The organism is Limnohabitans sp. WS1 (genome assembly GCF_003063265.1).
Taxonomy (GTDB): Bacteria; Pseudomonadota; Gammaproteobacteria; order Burkholderiales; family Burkholderiaceae_C; genus Limnohabitans_A.
Genome location: NZ_NERU01000001.1, coordinates 1 through 21,983, shown reverse-complemented (window position 1 = coordinate 21,983; position 21,983 = coordinate 1). Strand labels below are relative to the sequence as shown.

Genomic DNA, 21,983 nt, shown 5'->3' with positions numbered 1-21,983 from the left:
ACAAAAAAAGGGCCGCTTGTGGCGGCCCTTTTTTGTTTAGCTGGTCTGGTGAGACTGCAGCATGTGCTGGTCAATCAGCAGTTGCGCTGACGGGTCGGTGGTGCCGCTGTAGACAGCGTAGTTTTGGCCGTTTTGTTTGACCACGTTGCCGGTGTCGGTCCACTCACCCTCGGTCAGCATCAGCTTGTCGTTGGCCGCGCCGGTCAACATCAGCTGGTGCACACCGTTGGTGGGCGGCAGGCTCAGCACATCGGCCAGGGTCAGGGACACCTTGTTGGCACTGGTGTCGGTGGCCATGTCCACTTGCTCCAAGCCCTTAACGATGCCGTTGAAGCTCATGTCCTTGAGCACGGTGGTCAGGTCCAGGCTCTGGCCGTTGCTGAGCGAGTAGACGCTCGACTCGGCAGCGCTGGTGCACACGGCAATCGCGGCGGCGACTTGTTCAGGCGTCACATCGGTGCTCTGTTGAGCGGCCAAATATCCAGCCATATCGGCATCGATTGCGGTTTCGTAAACGAAGGCCGCATCAGCCACCAACACACTCTGGCCATCCACCATGGTCGCGGTGGTCTGACCGGCTTCAGTCACACCCGCCACAGGTGTGCGCTGCACACCATCGCTGACCAGGTTGATGCTGGCAATGCCCGCATCGGTCAAGCTGAGCAACTCACCTGCATCGCTCACACCGTTCTGGTTCGCATCTTGCCAAACCTTGAACTCGCCAAACAATGCATCAGCAGCATTCAGTTGGCCATCGCGGTTGGTGTCAAACATCGCGGCCAGACCCTCCAGATCGGACTCTCCGCCGTACTGAACGAACGCATATTGCGTGTGGTTGTGAACCTTGCCGTCATGGTATTTGTCCCAAACCAGCACACCATCTTGACGACCGGCCCAAAGGGTCATGTCCATCTCACCATCGCTGTTCACGTCCATGAGCATCCGGGCGTAACTCAATTCACCATCACCATTCATGTCCAAAACTACTGGTGCGATATTGCCGGTGACCGTGACCAAAGAGTTCACAAAAACCGTCGCTCCATTGGCCGCTGTGTAGAGCTTGTACGTGCTGCTGCTCTTGAAAGCGAAAGCTGCCCCATAAGTCAGGTTCAAGCTGTTGCCAGTGAATGACTGCCCGGCGCTCCAGTTGGTGCCATCCATGAACTGGACACCATCACCAGCATTGCCGTTCACAATCAACATCTTGGACTCATCTACGGCGGTCGATGCATTGTCTGAAGCGCCCGACAACACAGCTGCCTGCGTCTGAGACAAGGTCAGCGTATTGGTCCCTGTTGTCAAATCGATCAACGTGAAACCATTTACCTTGCTGGACACCAGGATGTTGGTCAGATCCAGTGTCTGCGCGGTAGACGTGTTAAGAATCAACTTGTTGATCCCCGAACCACCGTCCAGCACCATGTTGTTGCTGACCCCCAAACTGCTGATGTTAGAAGCGTCGATCGTCACGCTATCGTTACCCGCACCCGCGTAAACGATGTCAGCACCCCCTGCGGCAGTGATGTAGTCAGCACCATCGGTACCCACCAAAACATCTGTGCCGCTTGTACCGGTCTTGACAAACGCACGACCTGTCGAGGTGTAGTCCACATAGAACTTCAATGAGTCGCTGGAGTTGTAGGACGTTCCAGTCACAGCCGCAACACCACCCAACGCGATGCCCCCATCTGCCTGAGCCACCATGGTGTAGGACATACCATTCACAGCCCAAGGCGACACGTTGGACGGAGCTGGGTAGAACCAGCTGTCTGTCCACAGCATGACCCCTGCGCCAGAGTACTTGGTCGTGACGATGGTGTTGTTGTTCAACAAAGTCGACAAGGCATAGTCACCGTTGTCAAAAACAACGACCTGTGCATCGGCGGGTGCCACATACGCTGTAGTGCCGTTTGTGGTGCCATTGGCATTGAACTTCTGCATGTATTTGCCTGTGCCTGTGACAGTCCAAACCAATGCAAACGAACCATCTGCAGCAATCGAATACGCCTGTGGTGCAGAGTCGTTGCTCGATGTCGAACCCGCACCTTCCAACTTGACAACCGCGTTGCCAGTGGTTGACCCATCCGCATTGAACTTCTGCACAAAAATGCTGGTGTCGCCACCCTCATCCTTGCCCGTCCAAGTCACCACATACTCACCCGAATTGCCAACGACCAGAATGTCTGGCTGGCTGTCTGAATTGGTGCTTGCTGAAGGTGCCTTGAGCTTGACCAAGCCCGACATGCCACTGTTTGCAAAAACCTTCTGCACAAAGACAGTCGGCTGACCTGAACCATCCGGACCTGTCCAGGTCACCACACTGCCGCCATCTGCGCCTGTCGAGATCACCTGAGGTGAAGTGTCTGCACCATTGCCATCGCCATCCAGTGTCATCAGCGAATAGTTTGTCTTGGTTCCGTCGGCATTGAAGCGTTGGAACTTGATGACGTTGCTTTCTGTCCAAGTGATCGAATACGAACCATCCAGACCTAAAGGCGCAACCACGGTCGAGAAAGAACCCGTAGTGGCCAATGCGGTACGTGGACCCACTGCGACTCCATCTGCGCTGTATTTTTGCGCATAAGGGTAGAAGTAACCATTCGAACCGTAGAAATTCCAGGTCACCACAAACGAACCATCTGCACCGGCCTGAGCCACCTGCGGCGAAGTGTGACGCGTACCGTTCCACTTCGATGCCTGGTCAATGTTTTCAACGAGCACAGAGGAACCATCGGCTCTGTACAACTCAACCGTCAAATATGAAAACTCATACAAACCGTTCGGGTACAAAGAACCGCCCTGAGTCGCCCATGGCGTCAAGCCATTGCTGTAAGCAAAGACCGTCGAACCGTTGGTGAACGCACCAATTGCACTGTATGAGTTAGTGCCTGAAGAATATCCCGAACCGGGTGAAGCCCCCGTACCCAAGGCACCATAAGCCTGCACACCAGAGCCACCCAAACCAATGGCTGTGCTCATCGCCTTGTAGCTGTTATCGCTCAAAGACAAGACTGTTGCACTCGATCCCGAAGTCGGTGTGGTGACCTGGGCTGTCCAAGTCGTGCTGTCAACTTGCGTGAACGAATTGGGCACCAAAGTGCCATTGACAACGTTCAGATCCTCAGTGGTCAAGGTGCTCGGATCCACGGCTTCGCTGAATTTCAAAGTGAAGGTCAGCTGCGTGTTGTTGCCTGTGGTCGCAGAAGTTTGGTTGTCCGAGATCGACACCCGTGCAAAGTCCAGCTGCTGGATATTCACGCGCTTGTCTACGATCAACTGCGTGTTGGTCGCATTGTTTTGATACACCGCATGCGTGCTGGCCAACACCGAACCCGTATTGCTGACCTCACCCACCTTGGTCCAAAGTTCATTGTTAGACAAGCTCAAAGTATCCACATTCGTGCCATCCACCACCAACTGATGGTATTTGGTGATGGCGCTCAATGCCGTGCCCGTCACATTGGCCCAAATGTTGCCATCTGCGCTGACGGTGCCCGTGCGGATGACATTGAAGCCCGCCATGTCGTTCACATCTTTGGCAGTCAGGGTCAGCGTGTTGGCGCTGGTGTCGGTGGCCATGTCGATGCGTTCGATGCTTTCGATGCGGCTGGTGTTTTCGGCAGACATGGCATCCACGTTGGTCACTGCGGTCAGGTCCAACGATGCACCGCCAGACAACTGCAGGGTGTCGACACCCGTGCCGCCATTTACACGCGCTTGCTGCGCGGTGTTGCCACCTGCACCCATGGCGCTGTTCAGAGCCGTGATGTTGCTGGCGTTGATCACAAACATGTCGTTGCCACGACCGCCTGACATGACATCGGCACCGCCGTTGCCAATCAGCGTGTCGTTGCCATCGCCTGCCGCAAAGGTTTCGGCTGCCGTGGTTCCAGTTTGCGTGTTGGCTGTGGCATCGCCCACAAAGTCCACCAGGGTCGCCAGCTGGTTGCCACCAAAGACAACAAAGGTTTTTCCTGCATCGGTGCGGCCCGCTGGATCGGCGTTCGCTGTCGCGACCAGCAAATCATCATAGCCATCACCGTTCAGATCACCCCCATAAGAAACCGATGACACAGAACTGCCCGTAGAGAAACCGTTGATGGCCAAGCCACCCACACCATTGGCCACCGTGCTCAGATTGACCGCCGTTGTTCCCGTTTGGCCGTAAACCACATAGGCACGCCCCGCGTTGGCACCAGCCAAATTGTCGTTGCCCGGGGCCGCCACAATCAGGTCAGCCAAGCCATCGCCGTTGATGTCGCCGGCGTAACTCACGATGCCAGCGGTGTCTGCTGCCACTTCACCGTTGATGGCAAAGCCACCCACACCAGCTGCAATAGCACTCAACTGGACTGTGCCCGAAGCACCGGTTTTGCCAAACACCACATAGCTGCGGCCCGCGTCGACGCCCGCTGCGGTGTCTGCGCCTATAGCGCCCACAACCACATCGGCCAGACCGTCACCGTTGACGTCGCCCGCGTTGGACACGCGGAAAGCCTTGTCTGCGGCGGACTGACCCACGATGGCGAACGCCGCTGTACCTGCATTGGACAAGTCCACTGCAGTGGTACTGGTCTTGCCGTACACGATGTAACTGGTGCCACTGAACGCGTTCGATGCATTGAAGTCTGCACCCATGATCAGATCGCTCAAACCGTCGCCGTTGAAGTCGCCAGCGCTTCGGGCACCATACCCCACACGCACATCGGCACCAGGGCCATTGACGACGAAGCCACCCACACCCCCTTCAATCGCTGTCAGGTTAACCGATGCACTGTTGTTTGTGCTGCCAAACACCACATAGGACTTGCCGATGTTCAACGTGCTCCCTGAATCGGCGTTGGTGGTGGACACAATCAAGTCGGCCAGGCCGTCACCGTTGACGTCGCCCGCTTGGCCCACAGTGGTTAACCCCGCACTGGTTTGACCCGCGTTGATCGAGAAGCCTTCGCTGGTGGCCACGGCAGACAAATTAACCGCCGCTCCGCTGGTTTTGCCATAAACCACAAAAGCGCGACCGATGTTGTCTCCGGCGGTCGTCACGTCTGCGTTTTCAGACGACACGATCACATCGGCCAGGCCGTCGCCATTGACGTCACCCGCAGCGCTGAACCTTGTCCCTGTGTAATCGGAAGCTGCTGCGCCATTGATTACAAAACCGCCCACACCAGCCGCCACACTGCTCAGCTCTATGTTGGTATTGCCTGTGAGGCCACCTGCTTTGCCATACACGACGTAAGCTTTGCCCGCATCGTTCAAGGCACCCACGTTCGCAAAAGGCGTGCTGATCAGAATGTCGTCATAACCGTCGCCGTTCACATCACCTGCGTTCCTGATGGTGTAGCCACTGCTGTCAGAAACGGCTTCGCCGTTGATGGCGTACCCCCCCAAGCCCGTGTCCACAATGGCCAAACTCAGGCCCGGGTTCAGCTTGTTTTGCACCGTGCTGTCCACAATGATCTGCGACATGCTGGAGATGCTGTTGTACACGCTGTAAGTCTTGCCGCCGTTGGTGGCAGTGCCTGCGTAGCTCCAAGCGTCGGTCGAGGTGAGGGTGTCGGCGCTGTTGCCGTCAACCAGCAACTGATGGCGCTGAACCGAGGCAGCCAAGCCGACCCAGCCATTGCCACTGTTGTAGCTGTTGAAACCCACCATGTCGTTCACATCTTTGGCCGTCAGCGTCAGCGTGTTGGCTGTGGCGTCTGATCCAAGGTTGATGCGTTCGATGCTGTTGATGCGGCTGGCACCTTCGTTGGCCACGGCGCTCACATTGCTGATGGCGGTCATGTCCAGGTTCACGCCTGCAGCCGACACTTGCAAGGTGTCAAAGCCCGTGCCGCCGTCGACCATGGCTTTGGCACCACCGACGGTGGTGTTGGCCAAGTTGGTCACGTCAGAGGCTTGCAGCACGATGGTGTCGTTGCCACGACCTGCGTTGAAGCGGTCCGTACCCCCGCCACCGGTCAGAGTGTCGTTGCCATTGGTGCCTGCGACGTATTCGTCGCCTGCTGTGCCGGAGCCTGTGGCAATGCTGCCGCTGATGAACTGCGAACCACCGTAAACGATGTAGGTCTTGCCGAAGTTGGTGTTGGCATTAGGTGCTGTCACCAGCAAATCGTCGTAGCCATCACCGTTGATATCACCGGCGTAAGAGACCGCTTTTCCGAGTTGATCCCCGGCCGATTGGCCATTGATGACAAAGCCACCCGATCCTGCTGCAACTGCAGAGCCGCTCACTGCTGTGCCATCTGTTTTGCCATAGACCACATAAACGCGTCCCTTGTCCGTGCCGCGACTGCCAACGATCAAGTCGGCCAAGCCGTCGCCGTTGATGTCACCCGCATAAGAAACCGATGATCCCAGCACTTCATTCGTGCCAGGTGCATCGATCACAAAACCGTTGGTGTTGCTGCTGGCGCTCAAGCTGCTGACGTTGACAGCGGTGGTGCCCGTTTTGCCGAAGACCACATAAGAGCGGCCAGAAAAAGCAGCCACACCGTTCAGCAATGGTGCACTGACGATCACGTCTGCCAAACCGTCACCGTTGACGTCACCGGCATTGGACGTTTTGATTTCTCCACCCGACATGCCGGTGATGGCAAAACCACCCGTACCCCCTGCCACAGCGGACAAATTGATGGCCGTGCTGGCGGTTTGGCCAAATACCACGTAGCTCTTGCCGTTGACGCCCGTGTTCACAATGACGTCTGACAGACCGTCACCGTTCACGTCGCCTGCGTTGCTCACATAGGTGCCCATCTGGTCGCCAACGGCTTCGCCGTTGATGACATAGCCGCCGCTGTTGGCTCCGCCAATGGCGGTCAAATTGAGGGGGCTGTTGTCGGTCTTACCAAACACCACGTACGACTGGCCGCTGACGGTTGGCGCTGTACTTTCGATTCTGGGTCGACCCACGATGAAGTCGGCCAAACCGTCCCCGTTGACATCACCCGCGCCAGATACCGAGTAACCAGCTTGATCGCCCGCTGTGCCATTGATCACAAAACCCGCCGAGCTTGTTGCCGTCAAGATGTCCACAAGGCTGACGACGGCCGAATCTGTTTTGCCATAAACCACGTAACTGCGACCGGGTGTGGTTGCTGTTGCTTGCGCGCCTATGATGAGGTCGGCCAATCCATCACCGTTCAAATCTCCAGCAGCAGAGACAGACCAGCCACTGGTGTCGAGCGGATTAACGCCCTGAATCATGAAACCTGCGCTGCTTGTTCCGGCCGACAGGCTGGTCAAGTTGAGCGGCATCACATTGCCCGAACCGCCAAAGACCACATAGCTCTTACCAACGTCATTAAAGCTCGTGTTACGGTCAGCCTGAATAGCACCAATGATCAAATCATCGTAGCCGTCACCGTTGACATCGCCCGCGTTCGAAACACTGAAGCCACTCAAATCTGCAACGGCTTCACCATTGATCGCATCCGTCAAGACCACATAAGCCAAAGGCACCGTCTGCCCCACCGTGTCGGTCGCAGCCGAGAAGGCCGTGCTGCCGCCGTTGGCGGTGATGTTGGTGAAGCTGGCTTCGGTGCCGCCTGCAGTTTGGTCCCAGGCGCGGAAGGTCAGCGCATTGCTGCTCGTGCCGGCGTAGTTGGCATTGGGCTGGAAGTACAGGCGGTTGTCGGCGTCCGAGCCGATCAAGAAGGCGCGTGCATCGCTGAGTGCGGTGCTGGTGTCCACGGCGGTCCAGGTGGTGCCGCCGTTGGTGCTGTAGAACAGCTTGCCGTTGGCCGTGTCTACACTGGTGATGGCCATGCCTTTGCCGTCGGTGGCGTTGGCATCGGTCACGCCGCCCAAGAGGCTGCTGACCAGCACACCCACAGCGCCTGTGGGCGTGGCCGGGGTGGCGCTTTGGGCCAGGTTGGCAAAGCTGAGAGCCGTGTCGGCCAGGACGGGGGCAGAGTTGACCACGGGCTCCACATGCAAGGTGACTGCATTGCCGCTATAAGGCGTGCTGCCGCCATGCAAGGCACCGGACACGTCCACGGTGGCACCCGAGGTGGGGGCCACGGCAGCCGAGTCGTCGACCAGGCGGGCGGTCAGGTCTTGCTTGTTGACCAACGAGGTGTTGCTGGCCGAGGGCACAAAGCGGATCAAGTCGGTCTTGGCCAGGAACACCGAGGTGCTGTCGGTCAAACCACCGGCCAGGGGCAGCCAAGTGGTGCCGCCGTTGGTGGAGTACTGGTACTGGCCCAGGTTGCTCAGGTCGGTGCCCGTGCCAGCCGAGGTGATGACCACGCCACGCATGGTGTCGAAGTCGGCGTCGGTGTAGGTGGGGCCGAAGAGGGCTTCGACGGATTGGGCTGGGGTGGCCAATGCAGTACCGGTGTAAATCGTATAGTCCGCACCATTTGGTAATCCAGCGACCACCGTATTGGTCACCAAAACGGAGTTAATCACACCGCCAGGAACATCACGCGCCAATATGGTGATTGTTCCGGTACTTTCAGCCAGGGTTGAAGTGAAGCTATACCCATCAGCACTCAATTTGAGAATATCAAAACCTTGCAAATTCGTGGAACTCATGGTTCCAAGGTTGCTGAAATTTGCCAACGACAGCTTGTAGGGTGTCCCATTGATTGTGATGCTGGCAGATTCAGTTGCAAGAGGGACTACATAATTTGAAAGAGCACTGTATTTAATTTGGATTGCTTCAGGATTTGTTGTGATGGTCTGTGCGCCTGACTGGGTCGTATTGCTTGCAGACAAATCCAAGCGGCTACCGACGATTGCAACACTCGTTGGAATGGCTGCCGCCCCCAACAAATCCGTCGTCACCACCCCATCCGCATCCGAAGACACGGGTGCGCGGTTGAGCAGGTTGATGGTCACGGTGTCGCCCGTGCCGCCGTTGTTGCCGCCGCTGAAGGCGGTGGCGCCGCCGTTGACGCTGGCGTTGACCGTGTTGCCGGTGGAGGCCGCTGTCAGTGTGCCCGTGCCGGTTGCACCCGAGTTGTCGATCAAACGCACCGTGAGGTTGGGCGGGTTGATGGCTTCCACGCCGCTGGCACCGGCAAAGCGGATCAGCGCAGTTTTGTCGGCGTAGACCGCTGTGCTGTCGGTCAGGCCACCGGCCACATCGGTCCATGTGGCACCGCCGTCTTTGGACAGCTGGTATTTGCCCAAGTTGGTCACGTCGCTTGCGCTGCCTGCCGTGGTGATGGCCACGCCCTTGAAGGTGGCGTTGGCCGTGCCTGCGGCGTTGCTGTCGGTGAAGGTGGCTGCAAACAGGGTGTCGATGGTGACGGCCTGGCTGTAGGCCACGCTGGCGGTGGTGGACGATATCGGCGTGGTAGGCACTGTGATGGCCTGGTCCACAAACACCGTCGCGCCGTTGAGCGTGTAGGCCTTGTAGGTTTTACCGGCCTGGAAGTTGTAGGCGCTGCCATAAGCGGCGCTCAGGCTGGCGGCGGTTTGGGCCGCGCCCACGTTCCAGCTGGCCAGATTGACCAGGTTGAGCGTGTCGTCCGCGTTGCCGCTGACCACCAGCATCTTGGACTCGTTGGCCGCAGTCGCCGTCACGTCGGTGGTACCCGACATGGAAGCCACTGCAGTCCAATCCAGCTTGAGCGTGTTGTTGCCCGCGCCGGTCATGTCGATGCTGCTGAAGTTCTTGATCCGCGCACGCACAGCGGCGTCGGTCAAGTCCAGCGAGGTGGCGGTGGCGGCTGAATCCAACTTCAAGAAGTTGACCCCACTGCCGCCGTCCACGGTCATCACGCCCGCGTTGTTGTTGTTGAAGATGACGGTGTCGTTGCCTGCACCGGCGAAGACTTTGTCGGTCCCTTGCGCTGCGGATGTAGCGGCGGTGGCGATGTTGAAGGTTTCGTCGGTGTCGGTGCCTGCGAAGGTGTCAGCGGTAGTGGTGCCACTGAAACTGGTGCTTGGTAACAAAGCGCTTGTAATTTGCGCCAATGACAATGAATCAACTGCAATAACAGCACCAGCCGGTGAGCTAGCCACAGTTCCCGTCGTACCGTTAGGCGCTAAGGTGACATCCATGCTTGATGAAGTTGCCACGAAAGTGAACAACGCCGTTTGCCAACCATCGGCCACACCAGAGCTGGTGTATGTCTGAGTTGTGCCATTGATGGTTACGCTCAGTTGACCACCGGACAAATTGGTAATGCCAGGATTAGGTGCAAGCGGCAACAAAGATATTTGTTGCCATTGGACTCCGTAGCTATAAGTTTGACCAACAGTCAGACCTGTCATTTCCGCCTTCATCGACTCAGTGACTGATGCAGGGAAAGAAGCCAAATCGACGTAAGTACCACCGTTGGAAGAAGTTCCATTCAAATTTGACAGTGAATAATTTGCAATCCAAGCGGTGTTAACGCTGTCATTGATATCGGGTGAACCAGTGACCATAGTCCAACCAGTTGGTACGCTATTAATACTTGCCGCACCTCCGATTTCAACCGTTGTTGCTGCAAGCGGAATATTCCCATACCCCTGCGTCGCAGAGTTACCCAGCCCATTCACACCGGCTGCATTGGTGTAGCTGCCATCGGCCAAAGAAATGGCGACAGCGCCCGAACCCGAAGCTGGCGCACTCGCCTTCACCGTCCAGGTGGTCGCGTCCACTTGCGTGAGCGAGCCTGCCACCAAGGTGCCGTTGGTCACGGTCAGGTCGGTTTCGGTCAAGGTGCTGGCCTTGATGGCTTCGCTGAACTTGAGGGTGTAGGTGACTTGCGTGCCGTTGGCCACGCTGGCGGTGCTTTGGTCGTCGGTGATGGTCACCTCGGGTGCCATGGCCGTAGCCGCAAACACGTTGCTCACCACCGTAGGGTTGGCCACGGGGGCGGCGTTGAGTTCGGGCGCTGTCACCGTGTAAGTGAAGGTGTTGGACACCCCACTCACGTTGTTGCTGGCGTCCGTGGCTTTGGCGGTGATGGTGTACAGACCGTTGGCCTGGTCGGCCGTGGGGGTGTACGTCCACACGCCTGCACCGTTGGCCACGATGGGGTTGGCGGTGACGATTTCGACGTTGTTGTTGTACAGCTTGACCACACTGCCCGCTTCGGCCGTGCCGCTGATTGCGGGCTTGGCGTCGTCGGTGGTGGTGCCACTGGCGTTGTTGCCGGTGGCGCTGCCCACGTCGTCAAAGTAGCTGACGATGGCCGGCGCTGCAGGCGCACCCAGGTCTTTGAGCGTGATGGGCGTGCCGCTGAAGGCGGTGGTGCCGCCGTTGCTGCTGGCGTTGGTGGTGGCACCGTTGGTCAGGCCTGCGGTGTTGGTCTGGCCCGACATGTCGACCAAGCGGGCGCTCAGGTCGTGCAGGTTGAGCGTGGCCACACCTGCTGCCGCCTGGAAGCGGATGAGTGTGGTGGGGGCCAAGAACACGGCATTGCTGTCACCCAGGCCTGCGGCCAGGGGGGTCCAGTTGGTGCCGTCGGTGGACCACTGGTACACGCCTTGGTTGCTTTGCTCTGTGCTGGTGCCCGCGTCGGTGATGGCCACGCCTTTGAATTGGCCGTTGGCCACGCTCGCGCCGTCCACGTCGGTAAAGCGGGTGCCAAACAGCTCTTGCACGGTCTGGCCAGCGGTGGCCACGGGTGCAGGCGCTGTGGTGGGCGTGCCAAAGTCGGTGACGCTGAGCGCGGTGTTGATGTACACCGTGGCACCGGCCAGGGTGTAGGCCTTGTAGCTTTGGCCAGACACAAAGCCTTGGGCTGCGCCCAGCTTGGCGATCAGCTCGGCACCGGTTTCGGTGGGGCCTGCGGTCCATTGGCTGGTGCCGCCCACCTGTGGGTCGAGCAGCTGCACGGCGTCACCGCTGTTGCCGTTGACCACAAGCAGCTTGGCTTCGTTGACAGCGGTGAGCGCGTTGTCGCTGGCACCCGACAAGAACTTGGCCACAGCCGCGTTGAGCTTGAGGGTGTTGTTGCCCGTGCCCGTCAGGTCAATGACGCTGAAGTTGCTGACCTTGGCCGCGATGGTGGCGTTGGTCAGGTCGAGCGTGGAGCCCGTGCCGTCCACCTTGAGCGTGTTGATGCCCGTGCCGCCGTCGAGCACCATGTTGGCCGCAGTGGCCAGCTGGGTAATGTTGTCGGCGTTGACGATGACGGTGTCGTTGCCTGCACCGGCGTAGATGACATCGGCACCGCCGTTGGCGGTGATGACGTCAGTGCCGTCGCCACCGGTGAAGGTGTCGGTGCCACCGGCTGTAGCGCCCGAGAGGAAGGAACCGCCGGGGGCCGCGAAGACCTTGTTAACGACAGTTCCAAAGTTGTACCCGTTGACAGAAGAATCGTTGTAAGACAACGCATAGCCTCCACCTGTCAATCCAGTGATATGCGTGTTCAGCGCAGAGTAAGTTGCTAAGGTTGCTTGGTTACCGACCTTGTTACCAAGGGCATCAAACACCTGAACGGCGACCCCCTCGTACTTAAAGGTGAAGTTGGTAAGCCATGTCATGACAAACCCACCATTTTCCAAGGCAGCGATCTGTGGATTGACCTCCACGCCCGCAGTGAGGTCAATGGCGCCACCAATGGCTACGCCATTGGCGCCGAAACGCTGGAATCGCGACTCATGGGCCGCAGTACCCCCTGTTGCACTTGACCAGCCCACGATGAAACTGTCATCAGCAAGTACTTCAACAACAGGCGTTCTGTAATAGGGATTGGCATTGCTTGAAACGACAACCGTCGCAGCGCCATTTTTGGTTCCATCGGCATTGATCTTTTGAAACAAAACCCTTTCACCCAAAGTGGCGGAATTATCAACCCATGTCGCAATGAATCCACCACCATTGAGGCTAGCCAAGTTCAATGCTCCAGGTCCTGCACCTACCGCATCGATTTGAAATATCGCACCTGCTTTTTCTCCTGATGCGTCATATCTCTGCGCAAATAATCCATTGGGTGTTGCGCCGCTTGTACCTGGTCCTACCCATGCGACCACAAATCCACCATCCTCAAGCGCTGTACTTGAAGGAGTCGTAAATCCTTGATTGACGTTTTGCAATATCGTGGACTGCGTGCCAATGGCCGCCAAATTGGCATCAAACCTATTGACAGTCATGACATATCCGTCTCCATTGACAACGGCCAATTCACCATTCGACAAACTCACGACGCTTAAAGAGGGCAGATTCCCAGCAGAGTTGATATAAAAAGTTTTTTGATTTATTTGCTGACCTGAAGCGGAATAGCGCGTTAAGGTTCCAATGGTCCATGCCGTGTTGAAGGTCGCAGTCACCCAACCGCCATCAGCTAATGAGGCCATTGACTCGTTGGTCGAAGTACCTTGCGAAGGACCGGACAACGCCGCACCGCCGGATGCATCTAATCCAAACGTCCCATAAGCCTGCGTAGCCGAATTGCCCTGCCCGGCCAAGCCGTTGGCTCCGGTGTAGGCACCGTCCATCACGCTGACGCTGGTCGCGCCGTTGCCCGATGCGGGGGTTTGCACGTCCACGGTCCACTCGTTGGTGGTGCCCACGCGGGTCAGTGACCCGGCCTTGAGGGTGCCGTTGCTGACTTTGATGTCGGCCTCGGTCAAGGTGGCAGCGTCGATGCCACCGCTGAAGCTGAGCGTGTAGCGCACCAGGCCTTGGGCCACGGTGGTGCCGTTGGTCACAAAGTTGCCTGCGTTGACGGTGGTGTTGTCGGTGATGCTGACAGTCACCGCGTCTTGCCCTTGCAGCGGGTTGTTCACCAAGCCATCGGCCGGGTTGGGCACGGGGGCGGTGTTCAGCACGATCTCATTGGCACCCCGGATGGTGACTTTGATCTCTTGGCTGCCGGTGCCGTCTGTGCTCTTGACGGTGACGGTGTCAAACACGGTGTCGCCGGTGTTCAGGGCATTGGTGGTGGCCTTGGTGTTGTCCAAGGTGTAGGTCCACTCGCCGGTGGCGGTGTTGAAGGTGAAGTTGCCGTAGGTGCCTGCCAAGGTGGTGGGCGTGGCAAAGGCGGCTTCGCCGGTGTCCACGTCAGTCACCGTGAGCGTGCCGCTGGCCACGGTGGTGGCGCTGTCTTCGGTGAGCTCGCCGGTGGCGGGGCCGCTGATGACGGCCACGTCGTTGGTGCCGGTGATGGTGACGGTGATCGGCCGGGTGGCGCTGCCGTCGGCGCTGGCCACGGTCAGGGTGTCAAACACTTGCTGGCCTGCTTTGAGAGCCTGGGTCGCCGCCTTGGTGTTGTCCAAGGTGTAGGTCCACACGCCGGTGGCGGTGTTGAGCGCAAAGTTGCCGTAGGTGCCTGCCAGGTTGGAAGGCGTTTGCAGCGTAGCTTGGCCTGCGTCAGGGTCGGTGACCGTGAGGGTGCCAGTGGCGCTGTTTTGGCTGCCGTTGTCTTCGGTGGCGGAGCCAGTGCTGGTGCCGCTGATGCTGGCCACGGTGTTGGGGCCCACGCGCAGGGTGGCGGTGTCGCCGCTGTAAGGGGTGCTACCGCCGTGCTTGACGCCTGCGACGTCGATCACGTCACCGGTGGTGGGCACGGTGGTGGCCGAGTTGTCAACCAGGCGAGCTGTCAGGTCGGGCTTGGCGAAGGCCGAGCTGTTGGTGCTGGAGGGCACGAAGCGGATGGCGTCTTCTTTTGCCAGGTAGACCGAGGTGGTGTCGGTCAAACCCGATGGCAGGTCGACCCAGGTGCTTGTGCCTGCTTTTTGGTACTGGTATTTGCCCAGGTTGGTGGCGTCTGTGCCCTGCCCTGCGGACGTGATGGTCACGCCACGGAAAGCGTCGCCAGTGTCCACGTCGGTGAAGGTGGGGCCGAAGAGGTCGTTGACGGTTTTGGAGGCGGTGGGAGTAGCCGTGGGGATTTCAGTAGCTGTAATCTTGGCGTATACGCCGCCGGGTCCAAAATCTGATCCATCTCTGATGTAGTCATTGAACACAGCAAGGCTATTGATGCCCCCTGGTACATCTTGCAGATTAATGGTGATGGTTGTGCTGATGTGATCTGGGCCAATCAGGGCACCGTCTGCAGATAAAGTAGGAGTCAAAGCACTACCGTCTAGACAATCGACAGAATTGCTCAGGTTTGCTTGCGTGAGTTTGAATGGTTGTCCATTAATGGAGATCTTGACCTCTTCGTAACCTAATTGGACGTTTTGGCCCAACGCTGAAATTTTGATGACAACTTGTCCCACTGCTTTATTGAATGTAACGGATGCTGTTTCATCAAAATTAGCGGGGCCTTGGCCAAGGCGCAAAGCGGTATCGCCTTCAACCAAAGATCCAAAGAACCCGCTGGGAATAACCTGCGAAATTGCGCTGATATTGCCAGTCATCGTGCCGGTTGTGCTGCCAAAGGTGTAGCTCGTATTGGCAAGGAAGTCACTCACAGTTGAAGAAATGCCAGGGACAAGCACTGCCGCCCCCAACAAATCCGTAAATATCACGTCATTGACGTTCACGTTGCCATTGACCACCGGCGCGTCGTTGGTGCCGGTGATGGTGACGGTGATGTCTTGGTTGGCGGTGGCGTCGCTGCTCTTGACGTTGAGTTTGTCGCTCACTTGCTGGCCTGCTTTGAGGGCCTGCGTGGCAGCCTTGGTGTTGTCCAAGGTGTAGGTCCACGCGCCGGTGCTGGCATTCAGCGTGAAGTTGCCGTAGGTGCCCACCAAGCTGGCGGTGGTGGCCGCTTGCAGTGTGGCTTGGCCTGCGTCGCCGTCGGTGACCGTGAGGGTGCCGCTGGCGTTGGCCAGGGTGTCTTCGGTGGCCACACCGGTGGTGGTGCCGCCAATGCTGGCGTTGTCGTCCACAGCTGTGACGGTGATGGCCACGGTGTCGCTGTCAGTGACGCTTTGACCGTCGGTGGAGAGCACCGTGAGGGTGTCGTTGCCGTTGTAGTTGGCAGCGCCCTTGTACTGGATGGTGGCCAGTGCGGCGTTGATTTGCGCTTGTGTGCCGCTCAGGGTCATCGTGGCGCTGTTGTTGGCCCCAGCGGTGATGGTGGCACCACCTGACAGGGTGACGTTCAGGTTGCCGTTGAGCACGCTGATTTGTGTGGTGGCCAGGTTGCCGTCGGCATCAGACACGCTGATGCCGGTGATGGCTTGCTGGGTGTCTTCGGCCACGGTTTGGGCAGCGGGCACGGTGTTGACCGGTGCCACGTTGAGGACCACGGCATAGTTTTGCAGTGCGTTGGCCGTTGTGCCACCGGTGCCGGTGACGCTGGCTTCGATTTGCGTGTTGCTGTCGGCGACCAGGTCTGCACCCGAAACAAGGATGCTGAAGGTGCCGTCTGCCAGCACTGTGCCAGGCAAGGCTGCGCCTTTGACTGTCAAGGTGACGGTGTCGCCTGCGGCGAACTTGCCCGTCACTTTGCCGGTCACGGTGATGTTGCCTGCCGCTTCGGTGCTGTTGATGATGTTGTCAGCCGTCACAGCGTCAATGCTGATGGCCGTGAGCTTGCCTGCGGTGTTGGTGTCTTCGACCACGTAGTCTTGCGCAGCTTCTGCGGTTTGCTTGGCCGCACTGCCGGGCACGGTGGCCGCGATGCGGGCTTCGACTCGGGTGTCGGTGTCGGCCTTGAGGTCAGCAGTGTTGACGGCGATGCTGTACACGCCTGCTGCGTTGACGGTGCCGGTGAACTTGACATCGTTCACCGTCAAGGTGACCACGTCGCCTGCTGCAAATGCACCTGTGGCTTTGCCGGTGAGTGTGGTGCTGACAGCGGTCCCTTCGGTGGTGTCGATGATGTTGTTGCCTGCCACGGGGTCCAGCGTCAAAGCGGTCTTGAGCGCTTCGGTGTTGGTGTCCTTGGTGTAGGGCCGTGTGTTGGTGTAGGTGGCGCTGTTCATGGCACCGTCGTGGGCCAGCACGCTGGCGGCCACGTTGGCTCCTGCACCCAAAGCTGCGCCGGGAACACCAGTCACGCTGTATTGGCCGGCGGCATTGACGGTGGCGCTGTAGGGCGTGCCTGTGCCGTTGACGGTGATGGTGACCACGTCGCCTGCTTTGAATTCGCCTGTCACGGTGCCGGTGATGGTCACAGTGCCGGCTGTTTCGCTGGCAGTCAGGAAGTCGTCGCCCGTGATGGCGTCGATGCGGATGGCGCCGACGGGGGTGCTGGTGTCCACCACCGCGATGTCTGTACCTTCAGCAGACGCTTGGTTGCCCGGGGCAATGAGCTGGGCCTTTACGGTCAGGCTTTGGCCGTTGGCAGGCGCTGTCAGCTCTTGCGTGATGCTGGCCGCGCTGATCTGCGCTTGCGTGAGCACGATGTCTTGCGGCGTGCCGTTGATGGTCACACGCAAGGTGTCACCCGCTTTGGCAGCCGTGGGGATGGTGATGTTCACACCCACCGTGCCGCTGAGCTCAGCCACGTTGATGAAGCCGTCGTTGTTGGTGTCTTCGGTGATCACGACCACCGGGGCTCCGGCGATGACGGTGCGCAAGATGGCGCTGTCTTTGGCGTCGGGCGTGGGGCTGGCGTTGCCCGCTTGGTCTTTGATGCTGGCCGAGACTTCAAAGGTGTTGCTGTCGCCCACGCTGTTGTAGTCGGTGATGACGATTTGCTTGGCGTCAATTTGCGCTTGCGTGAGGGTGATCAAGCGCTGGCTGTTGCCGCTGGCGTTCACCGTGAGGGTGTCGCCCACGGCAGCGCCTGCGGGCAAGCTGATGGTGACTTTGATCTTGCCGCCGGTGGCAGTCAGCTCTGCGGCGGTGATGATGCCGTCACCGGTGGCTGTGTTGTTGTCGGTGTCGATGTTCAAGCCCACAGCGCTGATGCGCGGGCCGTTCGGGTTTGCCGGGTCGACTTTGCTGAAGTCGGTCAGATCGAGCTTGGCGCTGACGCTGCCAGGGTTGCTGACGTTGCCCGATGCAGCGGCTTTGAGCGTGGAGGTGACGGTGAAGGTGCTGCCGTCAGCAGGCGCTGCAAAGCTGGTGAGGATGCCGTTGGCAATTTGTGTGGCCGTGAGTGTGAAGGTTTGTGGTGCGTTGACACCGTCGGTCACGATGATGGTGTCGCCCACCACAGCGCCTGCGGGCACGGTGACTTTGACGTCGATTTGGCCCGAGAGCTCGGCTTTGTTGATGAAGCCGTTGTTGTCGGCGTCTTCGAGGATGACCACGGTGGGCGCACCGGCCAGGCTGGTGTCGATGGTGGCGCTGTCGGTCACTTTGCCGCTGGTGTTTTTGGCCAAATCGCTCAGCTCGGCGGTGGCCACAAAGTTGGTGCCGTTGGCCGGGGCGTTGAAGACGACCAGCACTTGGCGGGCCGCGACTTGTTCGGCGCTGAGGGTGAATTCTTGCGCGGTGTTGCCCGTGCCTTCCACCACCAGGGTGTCGCCCGCTTTGGCGTCCGAGGACAGGGTGACGGTGGCGAAGATTTTGCCGCCTGTCAGTTCGCTCACGCCCAGAACGCCGTTGCCCACGCCGCCGTTGTCGGTGTCCGAGGTGATGACGATGCTGACGTTTTTGCTGGCGTTGGCCGGGTTGGTGTCGGGGCCGAAGTTGGAGGTGTCCAGCTTGGCGCTGTCGGTGGCTTCGGGCGTGGTGTTGCCAGAGCTGTCTTTGAGCACCGCTTTGACCGACAGGCTTTGCCCTTCAGCGGGCACGGAGAAGTTGCCCGTGACTTTGCCTGCAGCGATGGCCGCGCTGTCCAGGGTGATGACTTGCGCTTGGCTGCCGTCGGCCAGGCTGATGGTGACTTTGTCGCCCACGCTCACCAGTGCCTTGTCAAAGCTGGCGCTCACGCTGAGGCTGGTTTTGTTGCCCAACTCGAGGCGGTTGACCCAGCCGTCGTTGTTCACGTCGGCGTCGATGGCCAGGCCCAGGGCTTGGCCACCGTTGGGCAGCGTGGTGTCCACCACCGCGATGTCTGTACCTTCAGCAGACGCTTGGTTGCCCGGGGCAATGAGCTGGGCCTTGACGGTCAGGCTTTGGCCGTTGGCAGGCGCTGTCAGCTCTTGCGTGATGCTGGCCGCGCTGATTTGCGCTTGCGTGAGCACGATGTCTTGCGGCGTGCCGTTGATGGTCACACGCAAGGTGTCACCTGCTTTGGCAGCGGTGGGGATGGTGATGTTCACGCCCACCGTGCCGTTCAGTTCAGCCACGTTGATGAAGCCGTCGTTGTTGGTGTCTTCGGTGATGACGACCACCGGGGCACCGGCGATGACGGTGCGCAAGATGGCGCTGTCTTTGGCGTCGGGCGTGGGGCTGGCGTTGCCGGCCTGGTCCTTGATGCTGGCGGTCACCTCAAAGGTGTTGCTGTCGCCTACGCTGTTGTAGTCGGTGATGACGATTTGCTTGGCGTCAATTTGCGCTTGCGTGAGGGTGATCAAGCGCTGGCTGTTGCCGCTGGCGTTCACCGTGAGGGTGTCGCCCACGGCAGCGCCTGCGGGCAAGCTGATGGTGACTTTGATCTTGCCGCCGGTGGTAGTCAGCTCTGCGGCGGTGATGATGCCGTCACCTGTAGCCGTGTTGTTGTCGGTGTCGATGTTCACACCCACAGCGCTGATGCGCGGGCCGTTGGGGTTTGCCGGGTCCACTTTGCTGAAGTCGCTCAGATCGAACTTGGCGCTGTCGCTGCCGGGGTTGCTGACGTTGCCACTGGCCGCTGACTTGAGCGTGGCGCTCACAGTGAGTGTTGCGCCGTCAGCGGGCGCTGTGTAGGTCAGGTCCACCCCGCCGTCGATTTGGGCTTGGGTGAGTGTGATGTTTTGTGGCTGGCCCACCGCCTGGTTGGTGGTGGCGGTGACGGTGAGGATGTCACCGGCCACCGCGCCTGCAGGGGCAGTGACTTTGACGTTGACCAGGCCCTTGAGCTCGGCCAGGCTCACAAAGGCGTTGTCGTTTTCATCTTCTTGGATGACGACTTTGGGGGCGCCGGGCAGGGCGGTGTTGATGACCGCAAAGTCGTCGACCTTGTTGCTGATGTTTTTGGCCAAATCACTCAACTGGGCGGTGGCCACGAACTTGGTGCCGTTGACCGGCACGTTGGCAAAGTCGGCGACCACTTCTTTGGCCGCCACTTGCGCAGCGCTCAAGGTGATGGTTTGTGCCTCGTTGCCCGTGCCTTCGATGACCAGGGTGTCACCGGCTTTGGCGTCGGCCGACAGCTTGACTTTGACGCTGATCTTGCCTGCGGCCAGCTCGGCGACGCTCAGCACCGCGTTGCCGCCACCGGCTTCGAGGTCGGAGGTGATCTCGATGCTGATGTTTTTGTCGGCATTGGCCGGGTCCACCGTGGGGTCGACGGGGCCGAAGTTGGAGGTGTCGCGCTTGGCGCTGTCGGTGGCCTCGGGCGTGGCGTTGCCAGAGCTGTCTTTGAGCACGGCCTTGACGTTGATGCTGGCGCCTTCGGCAGGCGCGGCAAAGCTGACACTGACCTGCCCTGCGGCTTTAGAGGCGGCGTCGAGGGTGACGATTTGCGGGGCGCTGCCGTCCGCTGCGGTGAAGGTGACTTTGTCGCCCACGTCCACCAAGGCGGGGTCGAACTTGGCCGTGACTTTGACGCTGGTGTCCGCACCCAGTTCCTTGCGGTTGATCCAGCCGTCGTTGTTGGTGTCGGTGTCAATCGACAAGTCCACGGCTTTGCCGCCGTTGGGGGCGGTGGTGTCGATGACAGCCGTGTCGCTGCCTTCGGCAGACGCTTGGTTGCCTGCGGCAATGAGCTGGGCCTTGGCGGTGACGGTTTGGCCGTTGCTGGCACTGACTTGGCGCGTGATGCTGGCAGCCAACAAGTCAGCGGCCGTCAGGGTGATGTTTTCTGGCGTGCCGTTGATCGTGACTTTGAGCACGTCGCCCACTTGCGCTGCCGTGGGGATGCTGATGCTGATGCCGACTGTGCCGCTGAGCTCAGCCACGTTGATGAAGCCGTCGTTGTTGGCGTCTTCGGTGATGACGACCACCGGGGCGCCGGCGATGACGGTGCGCAAGATGGCGCTGTCTTTGGCGTCCGGCGTGGGGCTGGCGTTGCCGGCTTGGTCTTTGATGCTGGCCGAGACTTCAAAGGTGTTGCCCTCGCCCACGCTGTTGTAGTCGGTGATGACGACCTTTTGCGCGGCAATGTCCGCTGGCGTGAGGGTGATCTGGCGCAGACTGTTGCCACTGGCGTTGACGGTGAGGGTGTCGCCTGCGGCTGCGCCTTGGGGTAGCAAAATGGTGACTTTGATTTTGCTGCCGGTGGCCAGCAGTTCGGCGCTGGTGATGATGCCGTCACCCAAGCCGTTGGCATCGGTGTCGATGTTCACGCCCACAGCGCTGATGCGCGGGCCATTCGGGTTGGCAGGGTCCACTTTGCTGAAGTCGGTCAGATCGAGCTTGGCGCTGTCGGTGCCGGGGTTGCTCACGGCGTTGGTGGGCGCACTGCCGCCCGTGGCTTTGAGCGTGGCGCTGACGCTGAAGGTGGCGCCGTCTGCGGGCGCGGCAAAGCTGGTGAGGATGCCGTTGTCGATTTGGGTCTGGGTGAGCGTGAAGTTTTGCGGTGCGCTCACGCCGTCGGTGACGGTGATGGTGTCGCCCACCACCGCGCCCGCAGGCACGGTGACTTTGACGTCGATGGCACCCGACAGCTCAGCGCGGCTGATGAAGCTGTTGTCGTTGGCGTCTTCCAGGATGACCACTTTGGGGGCTCCTGGCAAGTCGGTGTTGATGACCGCAAAGTCTTCGACCTTGTTGCTGATGTTTTTGGCCAAATCGCTCAGTTGGGCGGTGGCCACGAACTTGGTGCCGTTGGCGGGCACGTTGGCAAAGTCGGTGACGACTTCTTTGGCGGCCACTTGCGCGGCGCTCAGGGTGATGGTTTGTGCGGTGTTGCCCGTGCCTTCGATGACCAGGGTGTCACCGGCTTTGGCGTCTGCAGACAACTTGACTTTGACGCTGATCTTGCCGGAGGCCAGCTCGGCGGCGTTCAGCACGGCGTTGCCGCCACCGGTTTCCAGGTCGGAGGTGATCTCGATGCTGATGTTTTTGTCGGCATTGGCCGGGTCGACGTTGGGGTCGACGGGGCCGAAGTTGGAGGTGTCGCGCTTGGCGCTGTCGCTGGCCTCGGGCGTGGCGTTGCCTG

At 59.5% G+C, this 21,983-nt stretch carries 1 protein-coding gene; it reads right to left on the bottom strand.

Features of this window, described 5'->3' with window-relative positions; translation table 11 throughout:
* Window positions 1-36: 36 nt before the first annotated feature.
* Window positions 37-21,834, bottom strand: a complete 21,798-nt coding sequence (locus tag B9Z48_RS00005; protein WP_233260963.1) for an S-layer family protein — start codon at window positions 21,832-21,834, stop codon at window positions 37-39.
* Window positions 21,835-21,983: the final 149 nt, after the last annotated feature.